20 protein-coding genes, 1 tRNA gene and 3 pseudogenes are annotated in these 18,555 nt (G+C 68.6%); 20 read left to right on the top strand and 4 right to left on the bottom strand.

The features are described 5' to 3' along the window. Positions 1–95: 95 nt before the first annotated feature. Positions 96–542, bottom strand: a complete 447-nt coding sequence (locus tag H5T77_RS22650; protein ID WP_292652874.1) for a hypothetical protein — start codon at positions 540–542, stop codon at positions 96–98. On the opposite strand from H5T77_RS22650, the gene H5T77_RS22655 reads away from it, so the two are divergent. The 9 genes and pseudogenes from H5T77_RS22655 to H5T77_RS22705 all read left to right on the top strand — a co-directional run bounded on the left by H5T77_RS22655 (position 517) and on the right by H5T77_RS22705 (position 7,285). Continuing rightward, positions 517–834, top strand: coding sequence for a hypothetical protein (locus tag H5T77_RS22655; protein ID WP_292652875.1), 318 nt, complete (start codon positions 517–519; stop codon positions 832–834). The two genes, H5T77_RS22650 and H5T77_RS22655, sit on opposite strands and share 26 nt — an antisense overlap. Then, the gene (locus H5T77_RS22660; RefSeq protein ID WP_292652876.1) at positions 812–1,339 is read left to right on the top strand and encodes a hypothetical protein; all 528 of its coding nucleotides are present in this window, start codon (positions 812–814) and stop codon (positions 1,337–1,339) included. Before H5T77_RS22655 ends, H5T77_RS22660 begins: the two co-directional genes overlap by 23 nt. A gap of 384 nt (positions 1,340–1,723) precedes the next feature. Then, positions 1,724–2,179 (top strand): hypothetical protein, encoded by a 456-nt coding sequence (locus tag H5T77_RS22665; protein ID WP_292652877.1) that lies wholly within the window; start codon positions 1,724–1,726, stop codon positions 2,177–2,179. 241 nt (positions 2,180–2,420) lie between these two features. Then, the gene (locus H5T77_RS22670) at positions 2,421–2,813 is read left to right on the top strand and encodes a single-stranded DNA-binding protein (protein WP_292652878.1); all 393 of its coding nucleotides are present in this window, start codon (positions 2,421–2,423) and stop codon (positions 2,811–2,813) included. Positions 2,814–2,827: 14 nt separating this feature from the next. Further along, entirely contained in the window at positions 2,828–3,856 is a 1,029-nt protein-coding gene (locus tag H5T77_RS22675) for a DUF4192 domain-containing protein (protein ID WP_292652879.1), read from the top strand. Positions 3,857–3,864: 8 nt separating this feature from the next. After that, positions 3,865–5,030, top strand: a pseudogene (gene kdpB, locus H5T77_RS22680) (potassium-transporting ATPase subunit KdpB); the annotation flags it as partial. Positions 5,031–5,032: 2 nt separating this feature from the next. Then, positions 5,033–5,611 carry a potassium-transporting ATPase subunit KdpC gene (gene kdpC, locus H5T77_RS22685; protein ID WP_292652880.1) on the top strand — a complete coding sequence of 193 codons (579 nt, stop codon included), beginning with the start codon at positions 5,033–5,035 and terminating at the stop codon, positions 5,609–5,611. Positions 5,612–5,719: 108 nt separating this feature from the next. Next, positions 5,720–6,693, top strand: a pseudogene (locus tag H5T77_RS25800) (DUF4118 domain-containing protein); the annotation flags it as partial. A 115-nt stretch (positions 6,694–6,808) separates the two neighbouring features. Next, positions 6,809–7,285, top strand: a complete 477-nt coding sequence (locus tag H5T77_RS22705; RefSeq protein ID WP_292652881.1) for an ATP-binding cassette domain-containing protein — start codon at positions 6,809–6,811, stop codon at positions 7,283–7,285. Here H5T77_RS22705 and H5T77_RS22710 read toward each other — a convergent pair. Then, a complete protein-coding gene (locus H5T77_RS22710) occupies positions 7,252–8,460 on the bottom strand; it encodes an IS110 family RNA-guided transposase (protein WP_292652882.1) in 1,209 nt (402 codons plus the stop codon). The genes H5T77_RS22705 and H5T77_RS22710 overlap by 34 nt on opposite strands. Positions 8,461–8,724: 264 nt before the next feature. Here H5T77_RS22710 and H5T77_RS22715 point away from each other — a divergent pair, with 264 nt between their 5' ends. After that, entirely contained in the window at positions 8,725–8,886 is a 162-nt protein-coding gene (locus H5T77_RS22715; RefSeq protein ID WP_292652883.1) for a hypothetical protein, read from the top strand. 76 nt (positions 8,887–8,962) lie between these two features. On the opposite strand, the gene H5T77_RS22720 is transcribed toward H5T77_RS22715, so the two are convergent. Next, positions 8,963–9,367 carry a PLDc N-terminal domain-containing protein gene (locus H5T77_RS22720; RefSeq protein WP_292652884.1) on the bottom strand — a complete coding sequence of 135 codons (405 nt, stop codon included), beginning with the start codon at positions 9,365–9,367 and terminating at the stop codon, positions 8,963–8,965. A gap of 454 nt (positions 9,368–9,821) precedes the next feature. Here H5T77_RS22720 and H5T77_RS22725 point away from each other — a divergent pair. Continuing rightward, positions 9,822–9,900: transfer RNA gene (locus tag H5T77_RS22725), tRNA-Gln, on the top strand. Between the two features lie 106 nt (positions 9,901–10,006). Here the strand turns inward: H5T77_RS22725 and H5T77_RS22730 are convergent. Then, positions 10,007–10,330 carry an NIPSNAP family protein gene (locus tag H5T77_RS22730; RefSeq protein ID WP_292652885.1) on the bottom strand — a complete coding sequence of 108 codons (324 nt, stop codon included), beginning with the start codon at positions 10,328–10,330 and terminating at the stop codon, positions 10,007–10,009. A 185-nt stretch (positions 10,331–10,515) separates the two neighbouring features. Here H5T77_RS22730 and H5T77_RS22735 point away from each other — a divergent pair, with 185 nt between their 5' ends. From H5T77_RS22735 to H5T77_RS22775, 9 genes and pseudogenes are all read left to right on the top strand, one after another. Beyond that, positions 10,516–11,742: an MFS transporter gene (locus tag H5T77_RS22735; RefSeq protein ID WP_292652886.1), complete on the top strand. Its 1,227-nt coding sequence runs from the start codon at positions 10,516–10,518 to the stop codon at positions 11,740–11,742. 173 nt (positions 11,743–11,915) lie between these two features. Then, on the top strand, positions 11,916–12,515 hold the full coding sequence (locus tag H5T77_RS22740) for a hypothetical protein (protein ID WP_292652887.1): 600 nt from the start codon (positions 11,916–11,918) through the stop codon (positions 12,513–12,515). Between the two features lie 198 nt (positions 12,516–12,713). After that, positions 12,714–13,145, top strand: coding sequence for an FAD synthase family protein (locus tag H5T77_RS22745; RefSeq protein ID WP_179659612.1), 432 nt, complete (start codon positions 12,714–12,716; stop codon positions 13,143–13,145). Continuing rightward, positions 13,142–14,743, top strand: coding sequence for a class I SAM-dependent methyltransferase (locus H5T77_RS22750; RefSeq protein WP_292652888.1), 1,602 nt, complete (start codon positions 13,142–13,144; stop codon positions 14,741–14,743). The genes H5T77_RS22745 and H5T77_RS22750 overlap by 4 nt, the downstream gene beginning before the upstream one ends. 1 nt (position 14,744) lies before the next feature. After that, positions 14,745–14,981: a DUF6752 domain-containing protein gene (locus tag H5T77_RS22755; RefSeq protein ID WP_292652889.1), complete on the top strand. Its 237-nt coding sequence runs from the start codon at positions 14,745–14,747 to the stop codon at positions 14,979–14,981. 145 nt (positions 14,982–15,126) lie between these two features. After that, positions 15,127–15,456, top strand: a pseudogene (locus tag H5T77_RS22760) (NTP transferase domain-containing protein); the annotation flags it as partial. Between the two features lie 134 nt (positions 15,457–15,590). Then, positions 15,591–16,535 carry a bifunctional UDP-N-acetylglucosamine diphosphorylase/glucosamine-1-phosphate N-acetyltransferase GlmU gene (locus H5T77_RS22765; RefSeq protein ID WP_292652893.1) on the top strand — a complete coding sequence of 315 codons (945 nt, stop codon included), beginning with the start codon at positions 15,591–15,593 and terminating at the stop codon, positions 16,533–16,535. A gap of 74 nt (positions 16,536–16,609) precedes the next feature. Further along, a complete protein-coding gene (locus H5T77_RS22770; RefSeq protein WP_292652890.1) occupies positions 16,610–17,584 on the top strand; it encodes a ribose-phosphate diphosphokinase in 975 nt (324 codons plus the stop codon). Positions 17,585–17,597: 13 nt separating this feature from the next. Then, positions 17,598–18,128 carry a putative immunity protein gene (locus H5T77_RS22775; RefSeq protein ID WP_292652891.1) on the top strand — a complete coding sequence of 177 codons (531 nt, stop codon included), beginning with the start codon at positions 17,598–17,600 and terminating at the stop codon, positions 18,126–18,128. Positions 18,129–18,555: the final 427 nt, after the last annotated feature.

The following is an 18,555-nucleotide window of genomic DNA, read 5'->3' on the forward strand; positions in this document are numbered from 1 at the left end:
GGTAATGCGGCGCATGCGCGGGGTGAGGTCGGTGACCCGCAGCACTTCGAGGCGGCGCTGGCGAATCTCATGGTTGACGCGATGAATGGTGTCGCTCATGGGGTGTTCTCCGTAACAAGGTTGGCCGGCCCGGAGGCGATGGCCTTGGCGGTGTCGTTGAGCAGGTTGCGCACCCGCTCGATCTCTTCGCTGGTCCAGCGGCCGCTGTGCATGTGCAGGGCGTGGCGCAGGTTGCCGACCGCTTCATGGATTTCCGGCGGCCGGTCGTGGCCGCGCAGGGCGCGCTTGCTAACCTCGATGCGCATGCGCACGCCGTCGAGGGCGACGGCCTGTTCCTGCAAGGCACTGCGGCCGGCATCGGTGATGGCGTAGAGGCGCTTGCTGCCCTGGATGGCGCCGGTGACCAGCTCGGCTTCCTCGCTCTGGCCCAGTTCCCTGGCCTTGGCCGGATCGCGGGTGGCCTGAACGATGAGGTCGAAAAAGCGGCGGCGCGAGCGCGAGGAACGGGAGCGTCGGGTGGTCGACCTGGCCGAGCGGGTCATGGTCGCGATCGGTGAGCGCGACGCGGCGGTGGCCGAGACCGAGAAGCGCGCGGGTGAGGCGCTGCGGGAGTTGACCGAGCGCGAGGGCCTTTCCCTGGGCGAGGCCGTCGAGTGGTGCGGCAAGACGATCACCGTCCGCGAGGCGACGCGGCTGCGGCGGCTCGCCCATGAGTCGCCGGCGGGCGACGATGGCGAGCAGGACAGCGACCGTGACGGCGCGCAGGGCGGCGATGTTGCGGCGCTGGCGACCGCTGGGAGTGAGGGAGCGGGTGCCGATTCGTCGGCTGGATGACGCCGGCCTCGCGGCGGTCGCGGCAGCGATCACCGATCCGGCCGTGCTCGCGCGGTACCGGGCGAAGGTCGCCAGGGTGCCGGGGAGCGAGTGCCTGTGGTGGACCGGCGCGGTTGCCGGTCGGTCCGATCGTGAGCGCACGGACGGCGGCGGACATGGCCGGTTCTGGTACGCGCCGGGGCGGGTGATCATCGCACACCGGTTCGCGTTCGCGGTGATGAACGGGGTGGACGCGCTCGCGGAGGCGCGGCTGCTCGGGCATCGGTGTCACAACCCGCTGTGCCAGCGGATCGCACCGGATCACGTCGTGGTGTCGAGCGCGGCGCAGAACCGCCGGGAGTGGTCGGTGCAGCGGCGGCTGCCGTACAGCCCACTGGCCGATCCGCGCGGGCCGCGACGGCGGGCGCGGGAACTGCGCGACCTGGCGCGCGAGGACCCGCAGCTGGTGGCCGACGACCTCGCGCGGCTCCAGGAGCTGCTGGGCGAGCAACTGACGCTCTGGTGAGGTTGGGCCGACGCAGAAGGCCGCCCGCAGCGGACAGCGCTACGGGCGGCCCGCGGGCTGAGGGTCAGGCGGGCTCGCCGTCGAGGAGGCGACCGAGCGTCTCCCACAGGTCGAGGTAGCCGTCCGCGTCCTCGGGCGAGTGCTCGCCTCACTTGGCGTGAAGGTCGCGGATGCGGTCGAGTCGGTCGAGGCGGTCGGGGAGCGAATCACGGGCGGCGGACTCTGCTGCGGCGGCGCGGCGCAGCTGCACCTCGTAGCTGGTTGGAACGGAAGGAATCGAGCGAGGGTGGGAACGGCTGCGTAGAGCCCCGACCGGGAATGCAGCGGCGTTGGTGTTAGCCGCTGCAGCTCGACGCCGGCGGACGAGACCAGGGGAGCGATCAGGTGACGAGCCAGACCACGATCCCGGTCGGGATCTACTGGAAACCCGGCGTGTGGGACCTCGCACGATCGGCCTACATCGCAGACCTGGACACCGACGCCGACTCACCCGGCTCGTTCGTCGGCTGGCTCGCCCGGGCGCTCGAGCTCCACGCCCGGCGCTCACCGCAGCAGCGGTCCGAACTCGCGGCCGCGGGCGAGAAGCATCCCGCCCTGGTCAGCGTGACCCGCAAGAGCTTCAACAAGAAGCACGACCTGCCCTCCTCGACCATCGAGGCGGTCGAAGACGCGCTCGTGGCCGACCGCCAGGAGCTCGGCCGGATGCTCGCCCGCTCGGCGTTCGCCCAGGAAGCAGTGATCGCCGCGGCCGAGGATGCCCGCCGGCGCCTGGGCCGCGACCTGCCGCCGCCACCGCAGAAGCTCAGCAACCGACCGCCGCGGCGCCGGCCTGCCCGGTAGCCGGCGAGGACGACGCCGGCAGTTGTGTCGGCACCTCGTCCTAGCGTGCTTCCCAGCGCCCCGATCCGGAACCCGAGAGCCGGTCGGGGCGCTTCTGCGTGCCTGGATGATCTCCCGCCGAGCCGCCAGCCGAGCTCGAGCGGTGCAAACGACTTCGGCCGATGTGATCGCTGCCGGGCCTGGATGACACCTAGGTGACTGCCGGACCCATCAACGTCTCGCAGTCACCTAGGAGGAAGCCATGTCCACCACCGTCACCTTCGCCGGCAACCTGGCCGAGGCACCGGAGCTGCACCACACCCGGGAGAACAACAAGCCGTTCGTCACCTGCCGCATCCTGGTCAACCGCCGGGTCCAGAACGACCAGGGGGAGTGGGTCAGCGACGAGCCCACCGCCCACAACGTCAAGATCTTCGGCTCGGCAGCCACCCACGTACACGACAGCTGCGGATCCGGTGACCCGATCGTCGTCCACGGCCTCGAGCGCACCGAGAGCTGGCCGGACAAGCAGACCGGCGAGAAGCGCACCAATGACGTCGTGGTCGTCGACAACCGCTTCGGCGAGGTCGGCATCTCGCTCAAGTACGTGTTCGCGCGCATCGACCGCGCCCCGCACGCGGCCCAGGCCAGCTGAGGAGGTTCGCTCCGATGGATCTCGTCGTTCAGTCCCCGGACGAGCTGCTCGCCGCGGTGCCGCACGTCCTCGGCTTCAAGCCCGAGGAGTCGATCGTCCTGGTGCCCTTCCGGCCCGGACTGCCGATCACCCGCGTTGACCTGCCCCGGACCGCCGCCGATCGCGAGGAGGTCTGGGACGCACTCAGCGGCCCGTACGGCCGCCACGCCCGGCCCGGTGCCCGCCTGGCCATCATCTGCATCACCGAGGACCGCCGCAGCGCCGAGCTGGCCAGCCAGCACCTGTCCAACCGTCTCCAGGACGTCGGCATCACCACACACATCAGCCTGTGGTCCGACGGCGAGCGCTGGCGCGAGTTCAACACCGGCCAGACCGGGCTGCAGACCCCGTCGACCGCTGAGCGGATCGCGGCCGCGACCGTGCTCACCGGCGCCGCCCAGCCGGCCGCCAGCCGCGAGTCCCTGGCCGCCTCCATGGTCGGCGACCGCGAGCCCATCGCCCAGCTCCTCCCCGCGGCTCGAGCGGCGGCCGCGGCCAGCACACCCGCTGCGGAGCGGGACTGGGCCCTGGACCGCCTCGAGCAGTTCCACGCCGACGGCCACCGGCTCCCCGACGTCGACGGCGCGCGGATGCTCGTGGCCCTGGAGACGATCAGCACCCGGGACGCGCTCTGGGAGGACATGAGTCGGGAGAACTCCACCTCCCACATGGCCGTCTGGACCGACCTCACCCGCCGCGGCCCGGACGAGGTCCGCGCAGCGCCGGCCTCCATGCTCGGCTTCGCCAGCTGGCTGCACGGCGACGGCGCCAAGGCCTGGTGCGCGCTCGACCAGGTGCCCGCCGACCGGCCCTACTCCATGGCCGCCATCGTCGCCTCGGCCTTGCAGAACGGCATCCACCCCCGCGAGTGGGAGCGATACCAGACCCAGATGCGCGACATCGCCGCCGACCTGGACGAGTCCTTCGTCCCCAAACCACCCGGCCAGCAGCGCGACATCCCCGGCACGCAGCCCGTCACCGACCGCCCGGCCCCGGGCCGCTGAGGAGGACCGCGATGGAACTAAGCACGCTGCTGCTCGACAAGACCGGCACCATCACCTACGGCAACCGCCAGGCGGCACGCTTCGTGCCCGCCCCGGGGGTGGCCGCGCAGGAGCTGCGTGATGAGGCTCGCCGCTCCAGCCTCGCCGACCAGACCCCCGAGGGCCGCAGCATCGTCGCGCTCGCGCTGGCCGAGGGCGCCGACGAGCAGGATCTGCCCACGAATGCGACGTTCGTGGAGTTCACCGCCCAGACCCGGATGTCGGGCGTCGACCTGGTCGACGGCACCCAGCTCCGCAAGGGCGCCGCCTCCGCGGTGGCCGCCTGGCTCGACCTCACTGCGCCCGCTGAGGTTCTCGATGTGATCGACGGCATCGCCCGCCAGGGAGGCACCCACCCCCTTGGTGATCGCGCGACGCGACCCCGACGGGCAAGCAATGGTGCTGGGGGTGGTCCACCTCAAGGACGTCGTGAAGGAGGGGATGAGCGAGCGGTTCACGCAGCTGCGCTCGATGGGCATCCGCACGGTGATGATCACCGGCGACAACGCCCTGACCGCGCACAGCATCGCCGAGGAGGCCGGGGTGGATGACTTCCTCGCCGAGGCCACGCCGGAGGACAAGATGGCCTCATCCGCAAGGAGCAGACCGGTGGCCGGCTCGTGGCGATGACCGGTGACGGTACCAACGACGCTCCGGCACTGGCTGCAGCGGACGTGGGCGTGGCCATGAACAGCGGCACCGCGGCCGCCAAGGAGGCCGGCAACATGGTCGACCTCGACTCCGACCCCACCAAGCTCGTCGACATCGTGGAGATCGGCAAGCAGCTCCTCATCACCCGCGGCGCCCTGACCACGTTCTCCATCGCCAACGACATCGCCAAGTACTTCGCAATCATCCCGGCCATGTTCGTAGCCGCCTACCCCTCGCTGGACCGGTTGAACGTGATGGGCCTCGCCACGCCCCAGTCGGCGATCCTCTCGGCCGTCATCTTCAACGCCCTGATCATTATCGCGCTGATTCCACTGGCCCTGCGCGGCGTCAGGTTCCGCGCCGCATCCGCCACCGCCGTCCTGCGGCGCAACATGCTCGTCTTCGGCCTCGGGGCGTCCTCGCGCCGTTCCTCGGCATCAAGCTCATCGACCTGCTCGTCTCGACCATCCCAGGAATCGGCTGACCATGCTCACTGACCTCGCTCGCCAGTCCCTCGCTGCACTGCGGCTGCTCATCGTGCTCACCGTGATCCTCGGCATCGGCTACCCCCTCGCCGTCTACGCCGCCGGCCGCGCGCTCGGGGACCACGCCGACGGCCAGCCCCTCCACCACGACGGCATGGTGGTCGGCTCACGGCTGCTGGGCCAGAACTTCGAGGGCGACCAGTGGTTCCACTCCCGACCCTCCACGAACAACTACGACACCCCGGCCTCGGCGCCCAGCAACCTCGGCCCCTCAAGCCCCGACCTGATCACCCTCATCGCCGAGCGACGGGCCACCATCGCCAAGACCGAGCAGGTGAGCCCCGAGGCTGTGCCCCCCGACGCGCTCACCGCTTCGGGATCCGGCTTGGACCCCCATATCTCCACGGCGTATGCCCAGATCCAGGCCCCGCGCGTCGCCCGCGCAAGTGGGCTCAGCACCTCGACGGTGGAGGACCTCATTGAGGAGCACACGTCCGGTCGGAGTCTTGGGTTCCTCGGTGTGCCTGGGGTGAACGTCCTCGAGCTCAACCTCGCCATCCAGCAGGCCGCACAGCAATGACCGGCCGGTGAAACCGTGAGCGAGCCCAGCAGCGATAGTGGCGACGTGGAACGTGGCAGGCTGCGGGTCTATCTGGGAGCCGCCCCCGGGGTCGGCAAGACCTACGCGATGCTCGACGAGGGACACCGTCGCCTCGAGCGAGGCACCGACGTCGTCGTCGGCTACGTCGAGGACCACGGCCGTCCACGCACCCAAGCAGCGGTGAACGGCCTGGAAGTGATCGGGCGACGCAGGGTCACCTACAAGGACACGGTCCTCGAGGAGATGGACCTCGACGCGGTGCTCGCGCCACCCCGATGTCGTCCTGGTCGACGAGCTGGCGCACACCAACGTCCCGGGAAGCCGCCACGAGAAGCGATGGCAGGACTTCGAGGCACTGCGCGACGCGGGCGTCGAGGTGGTGACCACCGTCAACATCCAGCACCTGGAGTCGCTCAACGACGTCACCGAGGCCATCACCGGGGGGCGGCAGCGCGAGACCGTGCCGGACCCGGTGGTCCGCTCGGCCGACCAGATCGAGCTGGTCGACATGAGCCCCCAGTCACCGCGACGACGCATGGCGCACGGCAACATCTACGCCCCCGACAAGGTCGACGCTGCCCTCTCGCAGTACTTCCGCGAGGGCGACCTCACCGCCCTGCGTGAGCTCGCCCTGCTCTGGCTCGCCGATCGAGTCGAGGAAGGCCTGGAGCGCTACCGCACCCAGCACGACATCGACTCCACTGCCCACCGAGGCGATGGCCCTGATGGTCATCGTGGTCGCCACCGCCCTCATCGGCGGCCTGGTCCCCGCCGTGATCTCATCGGTGGGAAGCGGGCTGCTGCTCAACGTGCTGTTCACGCCACCGCTGTACACCATCACCATCGACGAGCCCGAGAACGCCCTCGCGATCCTCCTGTTCGTCGTGGTCGGCATCGCCGTAGCCACCGTCGTCGACACCGCTGCACGCCGCACCTCCCAGGCAGCCAAGGCCCGAGCAGAGGCCGACACCCTCACCCTCCTCTCCCACAGCCTCCTCAACGCCAGCGACGACACCGATGGCTTACTTGCCTCGGCGTGCGCGCTGTTCAACGCGATCTCGGCAGCACTGCCGCGTCGTTCGAGCTCGCCGAACCCTGCTACACCCTGGATCCGCTGAAGTGACGAGATTCTCCCGCCCGGCACCCACCCGGACAGCACCTGCCCACTCGACCGCCATGCTTGCGGTAGAGAATCTTGAGGTCGTGTATGACGACGTCATCCTGGTGTTGCGCGGTGTCTCCCTCAACGTGCCGGCTGGCCAGATCGTAACCCTGCTTGGTGCCAACGGCTCAGGGAAGACAACCCTTTTGCGGGCTCTCTCCGGCCTGCTGGACATGCACGACGCGGAACTCACGAGGGGCAGCATCGCTTTGAACGGTCAGGGAACGGCTGACCTGTCTCCCGATGAGATCGTTCGACGGGGTGTTGTCCAAGTTCTCGAAGGGCGTCGCGTCTTCTCGGAATTGACTGTCGAGGAGAACCTTCGCCTCGGGGGGTATACGAGAAGTCGCCACGTCAAGGATGGGCTCGCCGAGGCTTACGACTTGTTTCCAGTCCTGGCGGACCGCAGGCGTAGCACGGCGGGGTACCTGTCGGGGGGGTGTCCCTATGGTCTTCGTCAAGCCGCAGCGGGTGCTGATCGGTCTTCGTAGAGGGTGCCGTGTTTGAGCATGGCGTGGAGTACGTCGACGCGGCGTCGGGCCAGGCACGCCAGCGCGGCGTTGTGCTTCTTGCCCTGGGCTCGTTTGCGGTCGTAGTAGGCCCGGCTGGTCGGGTCCTGCAGCGCGGCGAACGCGGCCAGGAAGAAGGCGCGTTTGAGTTGTTTGTTCCCGGTCCGGGATGGGTGCTCACCGCGGATGCTGAGCCCGGAGCGACGGGTGACGGGCGCCAGCCCGGCGTAGGCGGCCAGGTGGCCGCTGGTCGGGAACGAGGATCCGTCACCGACTTCAAGGAGGATGCGGGCTCCGGTCCTGACACCGACGCCGGGCATCGATGTCAGGACCTTGGCAAGAGGGTGCGCATCAAGCATCTCCTCGATCTGCGTCGCCGCGGCCTCGCGTTGGGTCAGCAGGCTGGCCAGCTGGGTCGCCAGTTGGGGCAGGACCATCTCGGCGGCGCGAGTGCCGGGCACGGTCACCCTCTGTTCGGTCAGCGCCTGTTGCACGTCGTCGACGAGCTGCTCATAGGTGCGTGGTGCGCGGGTCTTCGTGGCCGCGATCAACTGGCGGCGGGTCGCGGCGGCCAGGCCGGTCGGGCCACCGAAGCGGGTCAGCAGCTCGAGCACGGCCCGGCGCTGGACCTTCGGACCCAGCACTCGCTCCAACCCTGGGTTGACCTGCGTCAACAGCCCTCGGATGCGGTTGCTGATCCGGGTCACCTCTCCCGCCAGGTCATCGTCGTAACCGACGATCACCTCCAGGTCCGCGAGGGCCTCGTCGTCGGTGTCGACCCGGCGCAGCGCGTGCGGCATCGACCGGGCGGCCTCGGCGATGATGTAGGCGTCGCGGGCGTCGGTCTTGGTGTTGCCCGGGTGCAGGTCCGCGATCCGGCGCATCGCCAGCCCGGGCAGGTAGGCCACGTCGATGCCCAGGTCCCGGGCGACCGCGACCGCGAGCGCCCCGATCGACGCCGGCTGATCGACCACCACCAGCACCCGGCCACGCTCGGTCAGCGCCTGGAGCAGATCGCGGATCTTGTCCTCGGCCTGCGGCAGCGGCTTGTCATGCATCCGAATCCCGGACGGATCCAGCCCGGTCGCGTGGTGCTCTTCCTTGCCGACATCGAGGCCGAGGTACACGGCGTAGTCGGGTCTGTCCATCGAGTCCATTCCCTTCGCGTACGGGGACTGGTCACCAAGTCTGGCGAAGGATGCCGGCACCCACGTTACGAAGAGACCTACCAGCCACGCCGAGCTCCTCGACGTACTGACGGCCCTGTCCCTATCAGCGGTCGTCCCGCGCCACCGGTCCCGGTGACAACACCCCCCGGGATCATGCCTACGACAGGGGCAGTTAGTCATGCCGGAACCGGCGACCAGGACCCCTTGTCTCTGGGGTCACGAAGAAGGTAACGGGCGCTGTCGCATTCGGTGGTGTGGGTCGCCAAGGCTTCCTTGGCCGCGGCTTTGATGACGTCGGCCTCGACCTTCTCGACGGCAGACTCGACGATGTTCTCTGCCCGCGAGCGCCTCGCGGATGTTGATCTCGCCGGGGTCGGAGACCAGGGCGAGCAGGCCGGAATCGAAAGGCCGTGACCTGCTGGCATCACCGATGCGGGTGGGGTGTGCGTACGCCACCCGCATCGGGCTCGAGGCGATCACCGCCGAAGACTCAGGCGAGTGCCTTTGCTTTCAGGGCGTCGAACTCGCCCTGATCGATGGTGCCGGCGTCGAGGAGGGCCTTGGCGCTGGCGATCTGGTCGGCCGGGGAGACAGATGAGGCCGGGCCGCCGGCGACCTTCTTGATGTAGTCGGCCTGGGCCGCCTCCAGCTCTGCGGCCTTGGCCTGCTGGCGCTCGTTCATGCTCCGGCCGCGGGCGATCAGGTAGATCACCGCGCCCACCCAGGGCAGCAGGACGAGGAGGACCGCCCAACCGGCCTTGGCCCCGCCGCTGAGCGATGTGTCGCCGAACAGGTCGAAGATGCAGCGGATCCAGACCATCAGTGCGGCGACCCAGATGAAGAACCAGAGCGTCCAGAGGAGCACGGTTCCGAAGTCCTTCAATATGGCGTCCAAGACAAGCCCCTCTTCGTTAGATCCTGCATATGCAGGATGATCAGTGAGGGGAGTCTGATCGCAGCCTATTGACGCCGCTTCACCCGTATGGGGCGACTCAGCCCTGGCGGGAACGGCGCCAGAAGCCCCACGCCCCCGGTCGCGAGGCTGAGCCCCAGTCCACCGACGAAGGAGCCTAGGAGGCCCGTCACCACCGCGGTGGTCCAATCGATGTCCCTCATCGAACGACCGAGGATGAGCATGGCGGCAACGTGTCGCATCCAACCGCCTGGAATCGTTGATTCCGACGCCAACACGTGATGAGCGTCGGCAAACCTCGCGATCTGGCCTCAGTCGCCGCCGACGGTTCCCGAAGCGAGCGGCCGAGCATCACATCGCTGCTCTCCCTGCCCGAGTCAGTGCGGTGAGCGAGACGTTCGCCGTCTACAGTTGTCCCGTGCGTTTCGGCGTACGTTCCCCGGTTGGTCTGCCGGCAGGGCCCGCCTGACTTTGAATCAGGACTAGCGACGTAGGTTCGACTCCTACCCGGGGAGCAGAAAGCCCGCCTTGACCTGCACTTCGGCAGATCAAGGCGGGTTTCGTCTTTCCGGATGGCACACGAGGATGGCACACGGCGGCCCTGAAACGGTCCGCTGTCCCTCAGCGTTCGGGCAGGCGCCCGTCCAGCACCGGGCGCATGAACGTCCGCTCGTACCGCCGGAGGCATCCTGATCCTTCTCGTATCGCGTCCGCGGCGATGAAGTCTGGGTCGGTGCCGAAGCGGGCTCGAAATCGCTCGTAGTCGGCGAGGGAAGGAAAGGAGAACAGCGCGTGGGCCTTGTCGCTGGCGCCTTCGCTCGGCAGGAAATACCCGTGGTGGGTCCCTCCGTGCCGGTTGACCAGCGCGATCCACGCTTGGGCGAACCGTTCAAAGTCCTGCAGCTTGCACGAGTCGACCGTGTAGTCGATGACGCATGTGATCATGGCGCAGCCTAGGCGTCGACGACGCGTCCATCCGTCGGTCGCTCTGTCTGCGCAAGGCTCCAATCCAGGACCCTCGGCGTACCGCCGTTCTGCAACGCCTGTCGTGCCGTGGTGGTGACGGAACATGGGCGCTTTCGTCGGAAACCGCGCGGTCAGGCTGAGGTCGCACCATAGGCTCGCTCCGCATGAGGGACGAGGCGATGAAGATCCCCGCCTTTGTCCGTTACTGGACTGCGTCGACGACGGGGGCGTTCGGCACCGCCGTCTCGGTCGTCGCGGTCCAGGTGCTCGTCGTCCAGGTGCTGGTCGCCACTCCTGCGGAGGTCGGCATCGTGAACGCTGGCAGAGTTCTGCCGTACGCCTTCCTGGGACTCTTCGCGGGCGTCCTCGTCGACAGGGTCCGGCGCAAACCGCTGTTGGTCTGGTCGAACGCGGCGCAGGCGGTTGCGCTGCTGGCCATCCCGGTGCTCTGGCTGGCCGACGCCCTCACGTTGGTCGTAGTGGCTGCCGTGCTCTTCGTGATCGGGGCCCTCTCGGTTCTCGAGATCGCTGCGCGGCAGTCGTTTCTTCCCCGGCTGGTACCGAAGCGAGCGCTGCTCTCGGCGAACGCGCGCATCGATCAGGGCGACACTGTCGCGATGACGTCGGGTCCGGCCCTGGGCGGCGGATTGGCCGCGTTGATCGGGGCGCCTTTCGCGGTCGTCGCTGATGTGCTCACCTGTGCGCTCGGGGCGGTGATGAACGCTCGTCTACGCGTCGAGGAGCCTCCGCTGCAGCGTCGGCCGAGCACACCGGGCCAGGTGCTGGACGACATCAGCGTCGGGGTGCGCTACATCTACCGCCATCGCACTATCGCCCCACACGCGATCTCCACCCACGTCTGGTTCATCGGCAACGCGATGGCGCTGACGGCGTTCGCGCCGTTCGCACTGCGCGAGATGGGACTGACCGCGCTCGGCTATGGCGTGGTCATGGCGTTCACCGGCGTCGGCGGTCTGATCGGAGCCCTGATCGCTGTCAAAGCCGGATTTCGTCTGGGGGCGGGAGGCGCCACGCTGCTCGGCTTCTCTGCCGCACCGTTGGCATGGGGAGCTTCTGCTCTGGCACCGCCGACCGCAGTCGGCATCGTGATCCTCGCTGCCGCACAGGTGATGGCCGGGTTCGGCATGGGCGTCGGGAACTCCAACTCCCTGGGCTATCGGCAAGCCGTGACGCCGGATGCGCTCCAGGGGCGGATGAATGCGACCATCCGGTCCGCGAACCGCACCTGCGCTGTGGTCGGCGCTCTCGCCGGTGGTCTGGTCGCCCAGCTGCTGGGGCTTCGCGAAGCGTTGTGGGTCGCTGTTGCGATCTTCGCGATCGCAGCAGTGGTCGTGTTCAGCTCACCATTCCGTACAGCTCGCCACGAATGAGGGGCATGTCGATCAGCACACGCGCATCCTCTCGTACGGCGTCGAGTGCTGGGGCGGCTCACGCGGCGTGGCGGCGGAGGAAACCGCGGAGGATGTCGTCAGTGCCTGAACCCGGGGTCAGACAGGGGTTGCCCCGATGCGCTCGCCTCGCCGGGATTCCTAGCCTCGAGAGCATGACAACTCTTGTGAACCACAGTGGACCGGCGGAGCCCTCGGCGCGGACGGCAGGCCCTGCCATCATCGCCGTCGCCGTGCTGATGGCGCTGGGATGCCTGGCCTTCGCCGCGGTGAACGTGGTCTTCGAGGCCACCGATCGTTTCGCCGAGGGCCGCTACGCCGAGTACGCCGCGGGGCTCTCGGTGATGAACTGGGTCGTGACCGGGCTGAAGCTGCTGGGCGCAGCGGTGGCGTTGCTGTCGGTGAGCGCACGTCCGATCCGCTTCGTGACGCCCAGGGTCATGTCGGTGCTGCTCTGGGGTGCCTTCGCGACGCTCGCGCTCGATGCGGTCGGCAGCACGGCGGAGGCGGGCATGATCCTCGCGGGGGTGAGTGGCGTCCCGGGTGACCTCGGCATGCGTTCGGTCGCCTACCTCCTGGGCTCGATCGTCTCGGCCGCGGGGTTCGGCGTACTCGCGGTGTCCTACCTGCGGCGACACGCCGCCGGGAGGCGCACGGTTCCCATCGGGTTGCTGGGTGCTCCCGTCCTTCTCGGGCTGCTGTTCTCCGGACTCCCCGGTCTGCTCGTCCTCCTCGGGGTCATGCCGCCCGCGTGAGCGGGGTTCGGGCGGAAATGGCCATGTGCTGTTCACTTTCGGGTAAGGTCACCGGGCTTCCTGTGGACGTCCGCGTGTCGCGCTTGTGATTCCGGAGATGTGCGGGGAGGCATGGATACTGGCCTGTATCTGGGCCGTGGGGGAGCAGGGTGTAAAGTCGCCCAAACTACTCGACAAACACTTGGAGGAAGCGTGGGCATGGGACCGGTCATCGGTTACGTACCTGGCGTGTTCGATCTCTTCCACATCGGTCACCTCAACATGCTTCGCCAGGCGCGCGAGCGCTGCGACACGTTGATCGCGGGTGTGGTCTCCGACGAGGTCTGCGAGACGGCCAAGGGGATCATCCCGACCGTCCCGCTCGTCGAGAGGCTCGAGATCGTCGAGGCGATCGGGATCGTGGACGCGGTCTACGCCGAGCGCACCACCAACAAGGTCGACTCCTGGCGCGAGGTCGGGTTCACCCACCTCTTCAAGGGTGATGACTGGAAGGGCACCGAGAAGGGTGACGCCCTCGAGATGAAGATGGCCTCCGTCGGCGTCGAGGTCGTCTACTTCCCCTACACCCTCCAGACCAGCAGCACCGCTCTGCGGAAGGCGATCGCGCGAGAAGGTGCCCAGGTCTCGTGACCGTCAGTGCCCTCACGCCCGGCGAACAGTTCGAGATCTCCGACGAGGGGGTCCTCGTCCGGAACTCCTCCACGCAGGTCCTGGTCCTCTCCGTCGACGGCCAGTACGTCTGGTCCCTCACTCCAGAGCGTGACGGCCACCCGGCAGCCGGCGGCACCTTGGTGCCGTGGCCGAACGTCCTCACCCGCTTCCTGAACGGCTCCGCGACGATGACCATCGCCGACTACGAGGGCGAGGTGCTCTTCGAGGAGAAGATCTCCCTCGGCTCCGGTGAGGGCGTCATCGCGATCGTCGACGGCAGCGGCAACCCGCTCAGCGTCGACAAGGTCGGCCACCTGACCCGCTCGTTCGAGGCCACCGGCGAAAGCATCCGCGCGGAGATCCTCGACGGCACCCAGCGGGTCCTCGCCGACCTCCGCGACGTGGTCGGCGTCGAGGCCTATCTCAACTACGGCGCGCTTCTCGGCGCGATCCGCGAGGGCCGGATGCTCGGGCACGACTCCGACACCGACGTCTGCTACCTCTCCAAGCACACCGTCCCCGCCGAGATCATCACCGAGTCGTACGCCATCGAGCGCACCATGCGCGAGCGCGGCTGGAGCGTCCTGCGGATGTCCGGTGGCGACATCAAGGTGCTGCACCAGGTCTCCGACGGCCGCAAGGTGCACATCGACATCTTCGTGGCGTTCTACGTTCCCGACGAGGGCGGCGAGCCGGTCTTCTACCAGCTCGGCAACCGCTCCGGCCGGCTGCGCCGCGAGGCGATCGTGCCGGTGTCGACGATCAACCTGCACGGCTACGACTTCCCGGCTCCCGCCGAGCCCGAGGAGATGCTGGCCTTCATCTACGGTCCGCAGTGGCGCACCCCGGACCCGTCGTTCAAGTACGCGGACCCGCCCGCCGGCGTACGTCGCCTGGACGGGTGGCTGCGGGGTTTCCGCACCGACATGGGGCACTGGACCGAGTTCCACGGCAGCAGCAGAGGCGACCTCGAGGGCAAGCAGTCGTCCTTCGGTGAGTGGGTCCTCGAGCAGCTGCCCGAGGACGCCAAGGTGGTCGACATCGGCGCCGGTGCGGTCGGGCGCGACGCGCGTTACTTCGCCCGCGAGGGTCACCAGGTGCAGGCCTTCGACTTCTCCCGCGCCGCTGTCGCGGCGATTCGCCGACGGGCCAACCGCAACAAGCTCTCGGTGAACGCCGACCAGCTCATCCTCGGTGAGCTCCGGCAGACGTTGACGCTGGGCGCGCGGCTGGCCCGCGACCCGCACCACCTCTACGCCCGCGACCTGATCGGCTGCCTCGACGAGGCCGCGCGAAGCCAGCTCTGGACCCTGTCGAAGATGGCGTTGCGCCCGGGCGGCGGCAAGCTCTACCTCGAGTTCGCGGTCACCGGGGATGACCTCCCCGAGCCGAAGCCCGAAGGCCTCGTACGTCGCGTCGATCCCGCCGTCGTCCAGGCCGAGATCGAGGCGGCCGGCGGAGTGGTCGAGCACCTCGAGATCAACGACGGGCAGGACATGCTCGGCGACCCGCTGCCGGGCATCGCGCGGCTGCGCGCCTCGTGGCCTCCCCCCAGACACCGTGCAGAAGGAAACTGACATGTCCGACGAATCCAGCATCAAGAACATCGCGCGCGGTGCGCGCGACGCGGCCCGTACGCGTGCCTCGCTGGTCCGCCGCATCGAGGCGCTCGAGGCCGAGGTGCAGGAGCAGCGTCAACTCAACCGGCGCGTCGCAGAGCTGACCGACGTGGTCGCCGAGCTGCTCATCCCGCTGCAGGACGCCGACAGGGAGAAGGCGGAGAAGATCCTCGCGGAGTACCGCTCCCGGATCTGAGCCTCTCCGAGGCGCATGCGCGCATCGCACGACCTGCGGCACGGCCTCACGCTTCGGGACCCTAGACTGACCCGACATGAGCGAGCTCACCGTGATCGTGCTGGCCGCCGGGGGCGGCACCCGGATGAAGTCCAAGACTCCCAAGATGCTCCACCAGATCGCGGGGCGGAGTCTGGTCGGCCACGTCCTGGCCGCGGTCTCGGAGGCCGGAGCGTCCCGGGTCGTCGCGGTCGTGGGACACCAGCGGGAGCTGGTCGAGCCCCACATCGCCGAGATCCTCCCCGAGGCCGTGATCGCGGTCCAGAGCGAGCAGCTCGGCACGGCACATGCCGTGCGGATGGCGGTCGAGACGGCGTCGGTCGCCGCCGGGACGGTCGTGGTGACGTACGGCGACACGCCCCTGCTGCGCGGTGAGTCGCTGCGCGCGCTCGTGGCCGACCACGAGGCCGCCGGGCGGGCCGCGACGATCCTGAGCGGGATCGTCCCGGAGCCCTTCGGCTACGGCCGGATCCTGCGTGCAGTGATGGGCCCGGCGATGGGCACAAGGCGGGGGTCAGCGGAATCGTCGAGGAGAAGGACGCGACCGACGAGCAGCGGGCGATCACCGAGATCAACTCGGGGATCATCGCCTTCGACGGGGCGTTCCTGGCCGGCGTACTGCCCAGGATCGGCAACGACAACGCCAAGAAGGAGTTCTACCTCACCGACGCGATCGCGCTGGCGGTCGCCGACGGGCTGGGCGTGGATGCGTACGTCCTCGACGACGTCAGCGAGGCCGAGGGTGCCAACGACCGGGCTCAGCTGGCCGCGCTCGGGAAGATCCTCAACGACCGGATCGTGACCCGGTGGATGAAGGACGGGGTCACGGTGATGGACCCGGCCACGACCTGGATCGACGCCGATGTCGAGCTCTCGCCCGACGTCACCATCCTGCCGGGCACCCAGCTGATCGGTGCCACCCGGATCGAGGAGGACGCGGTGATCGGCCCCGACTGCACGTTGAAGGACACCGAGGTCGGCCACGGCGCCCGGGTGGTGCGTACGCAGGCGGAGCTCGCCGTCGTTGGACCCGGTGCCGACGTCGGGCCGTTCTCCTACCTGCGCCCGGGCACGGTGCTCGGTGAAGGGGGCAAGATCGGCGGCTTCGTCGAGGTCAAGAACTCCACCATCGGCGTCGGCGCCAAGGTGCCCCACCTGTCCTACGTCGGGGACGCGACGATCGGGGAGGGCTCCAACATCGGGGCCGGGACGATCTTCGCCAACTACGACGGGGTCAACAAGCACAAGACCCGGATCGGACGCCACGTGAAGTCGGGGTCTGGTGTGACCTTCGTCGCCCCGGTGGTCGTCGGAGACGGTGCGACGACCGGTGGCGAGTCCCTGATCAGGGAGGACGTGCCGGCCGGTGCGCTGGCCGTCTCCGCAGGTCAGCAGCGGATCATCGAGGGATGGACGCTGTCGAAGAGGGCAGGCACGCCGCAGGCTGCCGCTGCCGAGGAAGCGCTCGAGGCGGGCGTACCCATCATCGGTGAACCCCCGGCGACAGGGGAGTGACGTCGGGGGTTGGGTCCGGCGGCGTAGTTGATGGAGAATCCAAGAGCAGTGACCCCGGGGGTAGGAGCCAGCACATGACCAAGCGCACCACCGAGAAGCAGTTGATGCTCTTCAGCGGCCGGGCTCACCCGGTCCTCGCCGAGGAGGTCGCTGACCTGCTTGGGACGAAGCTGACGCCGACGGCGGCCTACGACTTCGCCAACTCCGAGATCTACGTGCGCTACGAGGAGTCGGTGCGCGGTTCGGACGCGTTCGTCATCCAGTCGCACACGGCGCCGATCAACCAGTGGCTCATGGAGCACCTGATCATGGTCGACGCGCTGAAGCGGGCCTCGGCCAAGCGGATCACCGTCGTCATGCCGTTCTGGGGCTACTCCCGCCAGGACAAGAAGCACCGTGGTCGCGAGCCGATCTCGGCGCGTCTGGTCGCTGACATGTTCAAGACCGCGGGTGCGGACCGGATCATCTCCGTCGACCTCCACGCCGACCAGCTCCAGGGCTACTTCGACGGCCCGGTCGACCACCTGATGGCGCTGCCGCTGCTGACCGACTACATCAAGGACAAGTACGGCGACCAGCCGCTCGCGGTCGTGTCGCCCGACGCCGGCCGGATCAAGGTCGCCGAGCGATGGGCGGCGCGGCTCGGTGGGGCGCCGCTGGCGTTCATCCACAAGACCCGCGACGTCAATCGGCCCAACGAGACCGTCGCCAACCGGGTCGTGGGCGAGGTCAAGGACCGCATCTGCATCCTCACCGACGACATGATCGACACCGGTGGCACGATCGTGAAGGCCGCCGACGCGATCATGGCCGACGGTGCTGCCGGTGTGATCATCTGTGCCACCCACGCGATCCTCTCCGACCCGGCCGTCGACCGGCTGAAGAACTCCAAGGCCATCGAGGTCGTCATCACCAACACCCTCCCGGTGCCGGACGAGAAGCAGTTCGACAAGCTCACCACGCTCTCCATCGCCCCCATGCTCGCCCGCGCGATCCGTGAGGTCTTCGAGGACGGCTCGGTGACCTCGATGTTCGACGGTCACGCCTGACGCTGGCTTCTCCGTGACCGGAGACTTCGAGCTGACGGCGGACGAGCTGCGGGTCGTCGCCCGCTACGTCGCCGAGTCCGCTGCCGAGGTGCTCCCGGTCTTCGAGGCGGCTCGTCCCGACGACCCTCGCCCCAGGCTCGCGCTGGACGCGGCCTGGGACTTCGTCGGTGGCGCGAGGCGTACGAAGCTGCAGCGGGTCACCTCCATGGACGCTCATCGCGCGGCTGCGGAGGCGCCTGCCGAGGTCTCCCGGTTGGCGGCGCGTTGTGCTGGCGACGCCGCGTCGGCGGCCTATCTTCATCCGCTCGCCGATGCTGCTCAGGTCGGGCACATCCTGCGTGCCGCCGCGAGCGTCGCTCGGATCGCGGAGATCGGCGCTTCGGGTGACTCTGGGGCTGCTTCGGTCTCGTTGGACCGTGCTGTTGCTCGTGCTACGCCGGGGCTTGTCGATGTGCTTGTGCGGTACCCCGCGGTTTCTGCTGACGGTAATCGTGTCGCTTCGCTCATGTGTGAGCTGGATGGGCGCTTGAGGGCGCTTCGCTGACTGTGTCGTCTCCGGTGTTCGAGCCTGCCGAGACCTCGCTCCGGTGTTCGAGCTTGTCTAGACCTCGCCCCGCTGGTCGAGCTTGTCGAGACCCCTCCCCGCTGGTCGAGCTTGTTGAGACCGCCCCCGTGGTCGAGCCGCCGGAGCCGCTAGGCGGAGGCGTGTCGAGACCAACACAGTTCCCTGCCGGAACGACCAGCCCCGGTGGTCGAGCCTGTCGAGACCTCCCTGCCGGAAGCCTTTCGCCCGAAGGCCGGGGTGGGCCGCCGACCCTTCTTCGAGGGTGTTCTCGACATGGCCCGGCGACGCTCCTATGTCCTGTCAAGGGTTTGTGGGTGCTCGAGTTGGCGGTAGAGCTCGCGGGTGATGTAGCGCTTGAGGCAGCGGCGGATCTCGCGGGGTGTTTTGCCTTCTGTGGTGCGGCGGG

The sequence above is a fragment of the Nocardioides sp. genome, assembly GCF_014360585.1.
Classification (GTDB): domain Bacteria; phylum Actinomycetota; class Actinomycetes; order Propionibacteriales; family Nocardioidaceae; genus Nocardioides.

Excerpts from the sequence above, each read along its gene's own strand:
- H5T77_RS22650 (WP_292652874.1), bottom strand. The coding sequence starts at position 542 with ATGACCCGCTCGGCCAGGTCGACCACCCGACGCTCCCGTTCCTCGCGC.
- H5T77_RS22670 (WP_292652878.1), top strand. The coding sequence starts at position 2,421 with ATGTCCACCACCGTCACCTTCGCCGGCAACCTGGCCGAGGCACCGGAG.
- H5T77_RS22675 (WP_292652879.1), top strand. The coding sequence starts at position 2,828 with ATGGATCTCGTCGTTCAGTCCCCGGACGAGCTGCTCGCCGCGGTGCCG.
- kdpC (WP_292652880.1), top strand. The coding sequence starts at position 5,033 with ATGCTCACTGACCTCGCTCGCCAGTCCCTCGCTGCACTGCGGCTGCTC.
- H5T77_RS22705 (WP_292652881.1), top strand. The coding sequence starts at position 6,809 with ATGCTTGCGGTAGAGAATCTTGAGGTCGTGTATGACGACGTCATCCTG.
- H5T77_RS22710 (WP_292652882.1), bottom strand. The coding sequence starts at position 8,460 with ATGGACTCGATGGACAGACCCGACTACGCCGTGTACCTCGGCCTCGAT.
- H5T77_RS22730 (WP_292652885.1), bottom strand. The coding sequence starts at position 10,330 with ATGATCACATGCGTCATCGACTACACGGTCGACTCGTGCAAGCTGCAG.
- H5T77_RS22735 (WP_292652886.1), top strand. The coding sequence starts at position 10,516 with ATGAGGGACGAGGCGATGAAGATCCCCGCCTTTGTCCGTTACTGGACT.
- H5T77_RS22740 (WP_292652887.1), top strand. The coding sequence starts at position 11,916 with ATGACAACTCTTGTGAACCACAGTGGACCGGCGGAGCCCTCGGCGCGG.
- H5T77_RS22745 (WP_179659612.1), top strand. The coding sequence starts at position 12,714 with ATGGGACCGGTCATCGGTTACGTACCTGGCGTGTTCGATCTCTTCCAC.
- H5T77_RS22755 (WP_292652889.1), top strand. The coding sequence starts at position 14,745 with ATGTCCGACGAATCCAGCATCAAGAACATCGCGCGCGGTGCGCGCGAC.
- H5T77_RS22770 (WP_292652890.1), top strand. The coding sequence starts at position 16,610 with ATGACCAAGCGCACCACCGAGAAGCAGTTGATGCTCTTCAGCGGCCGG.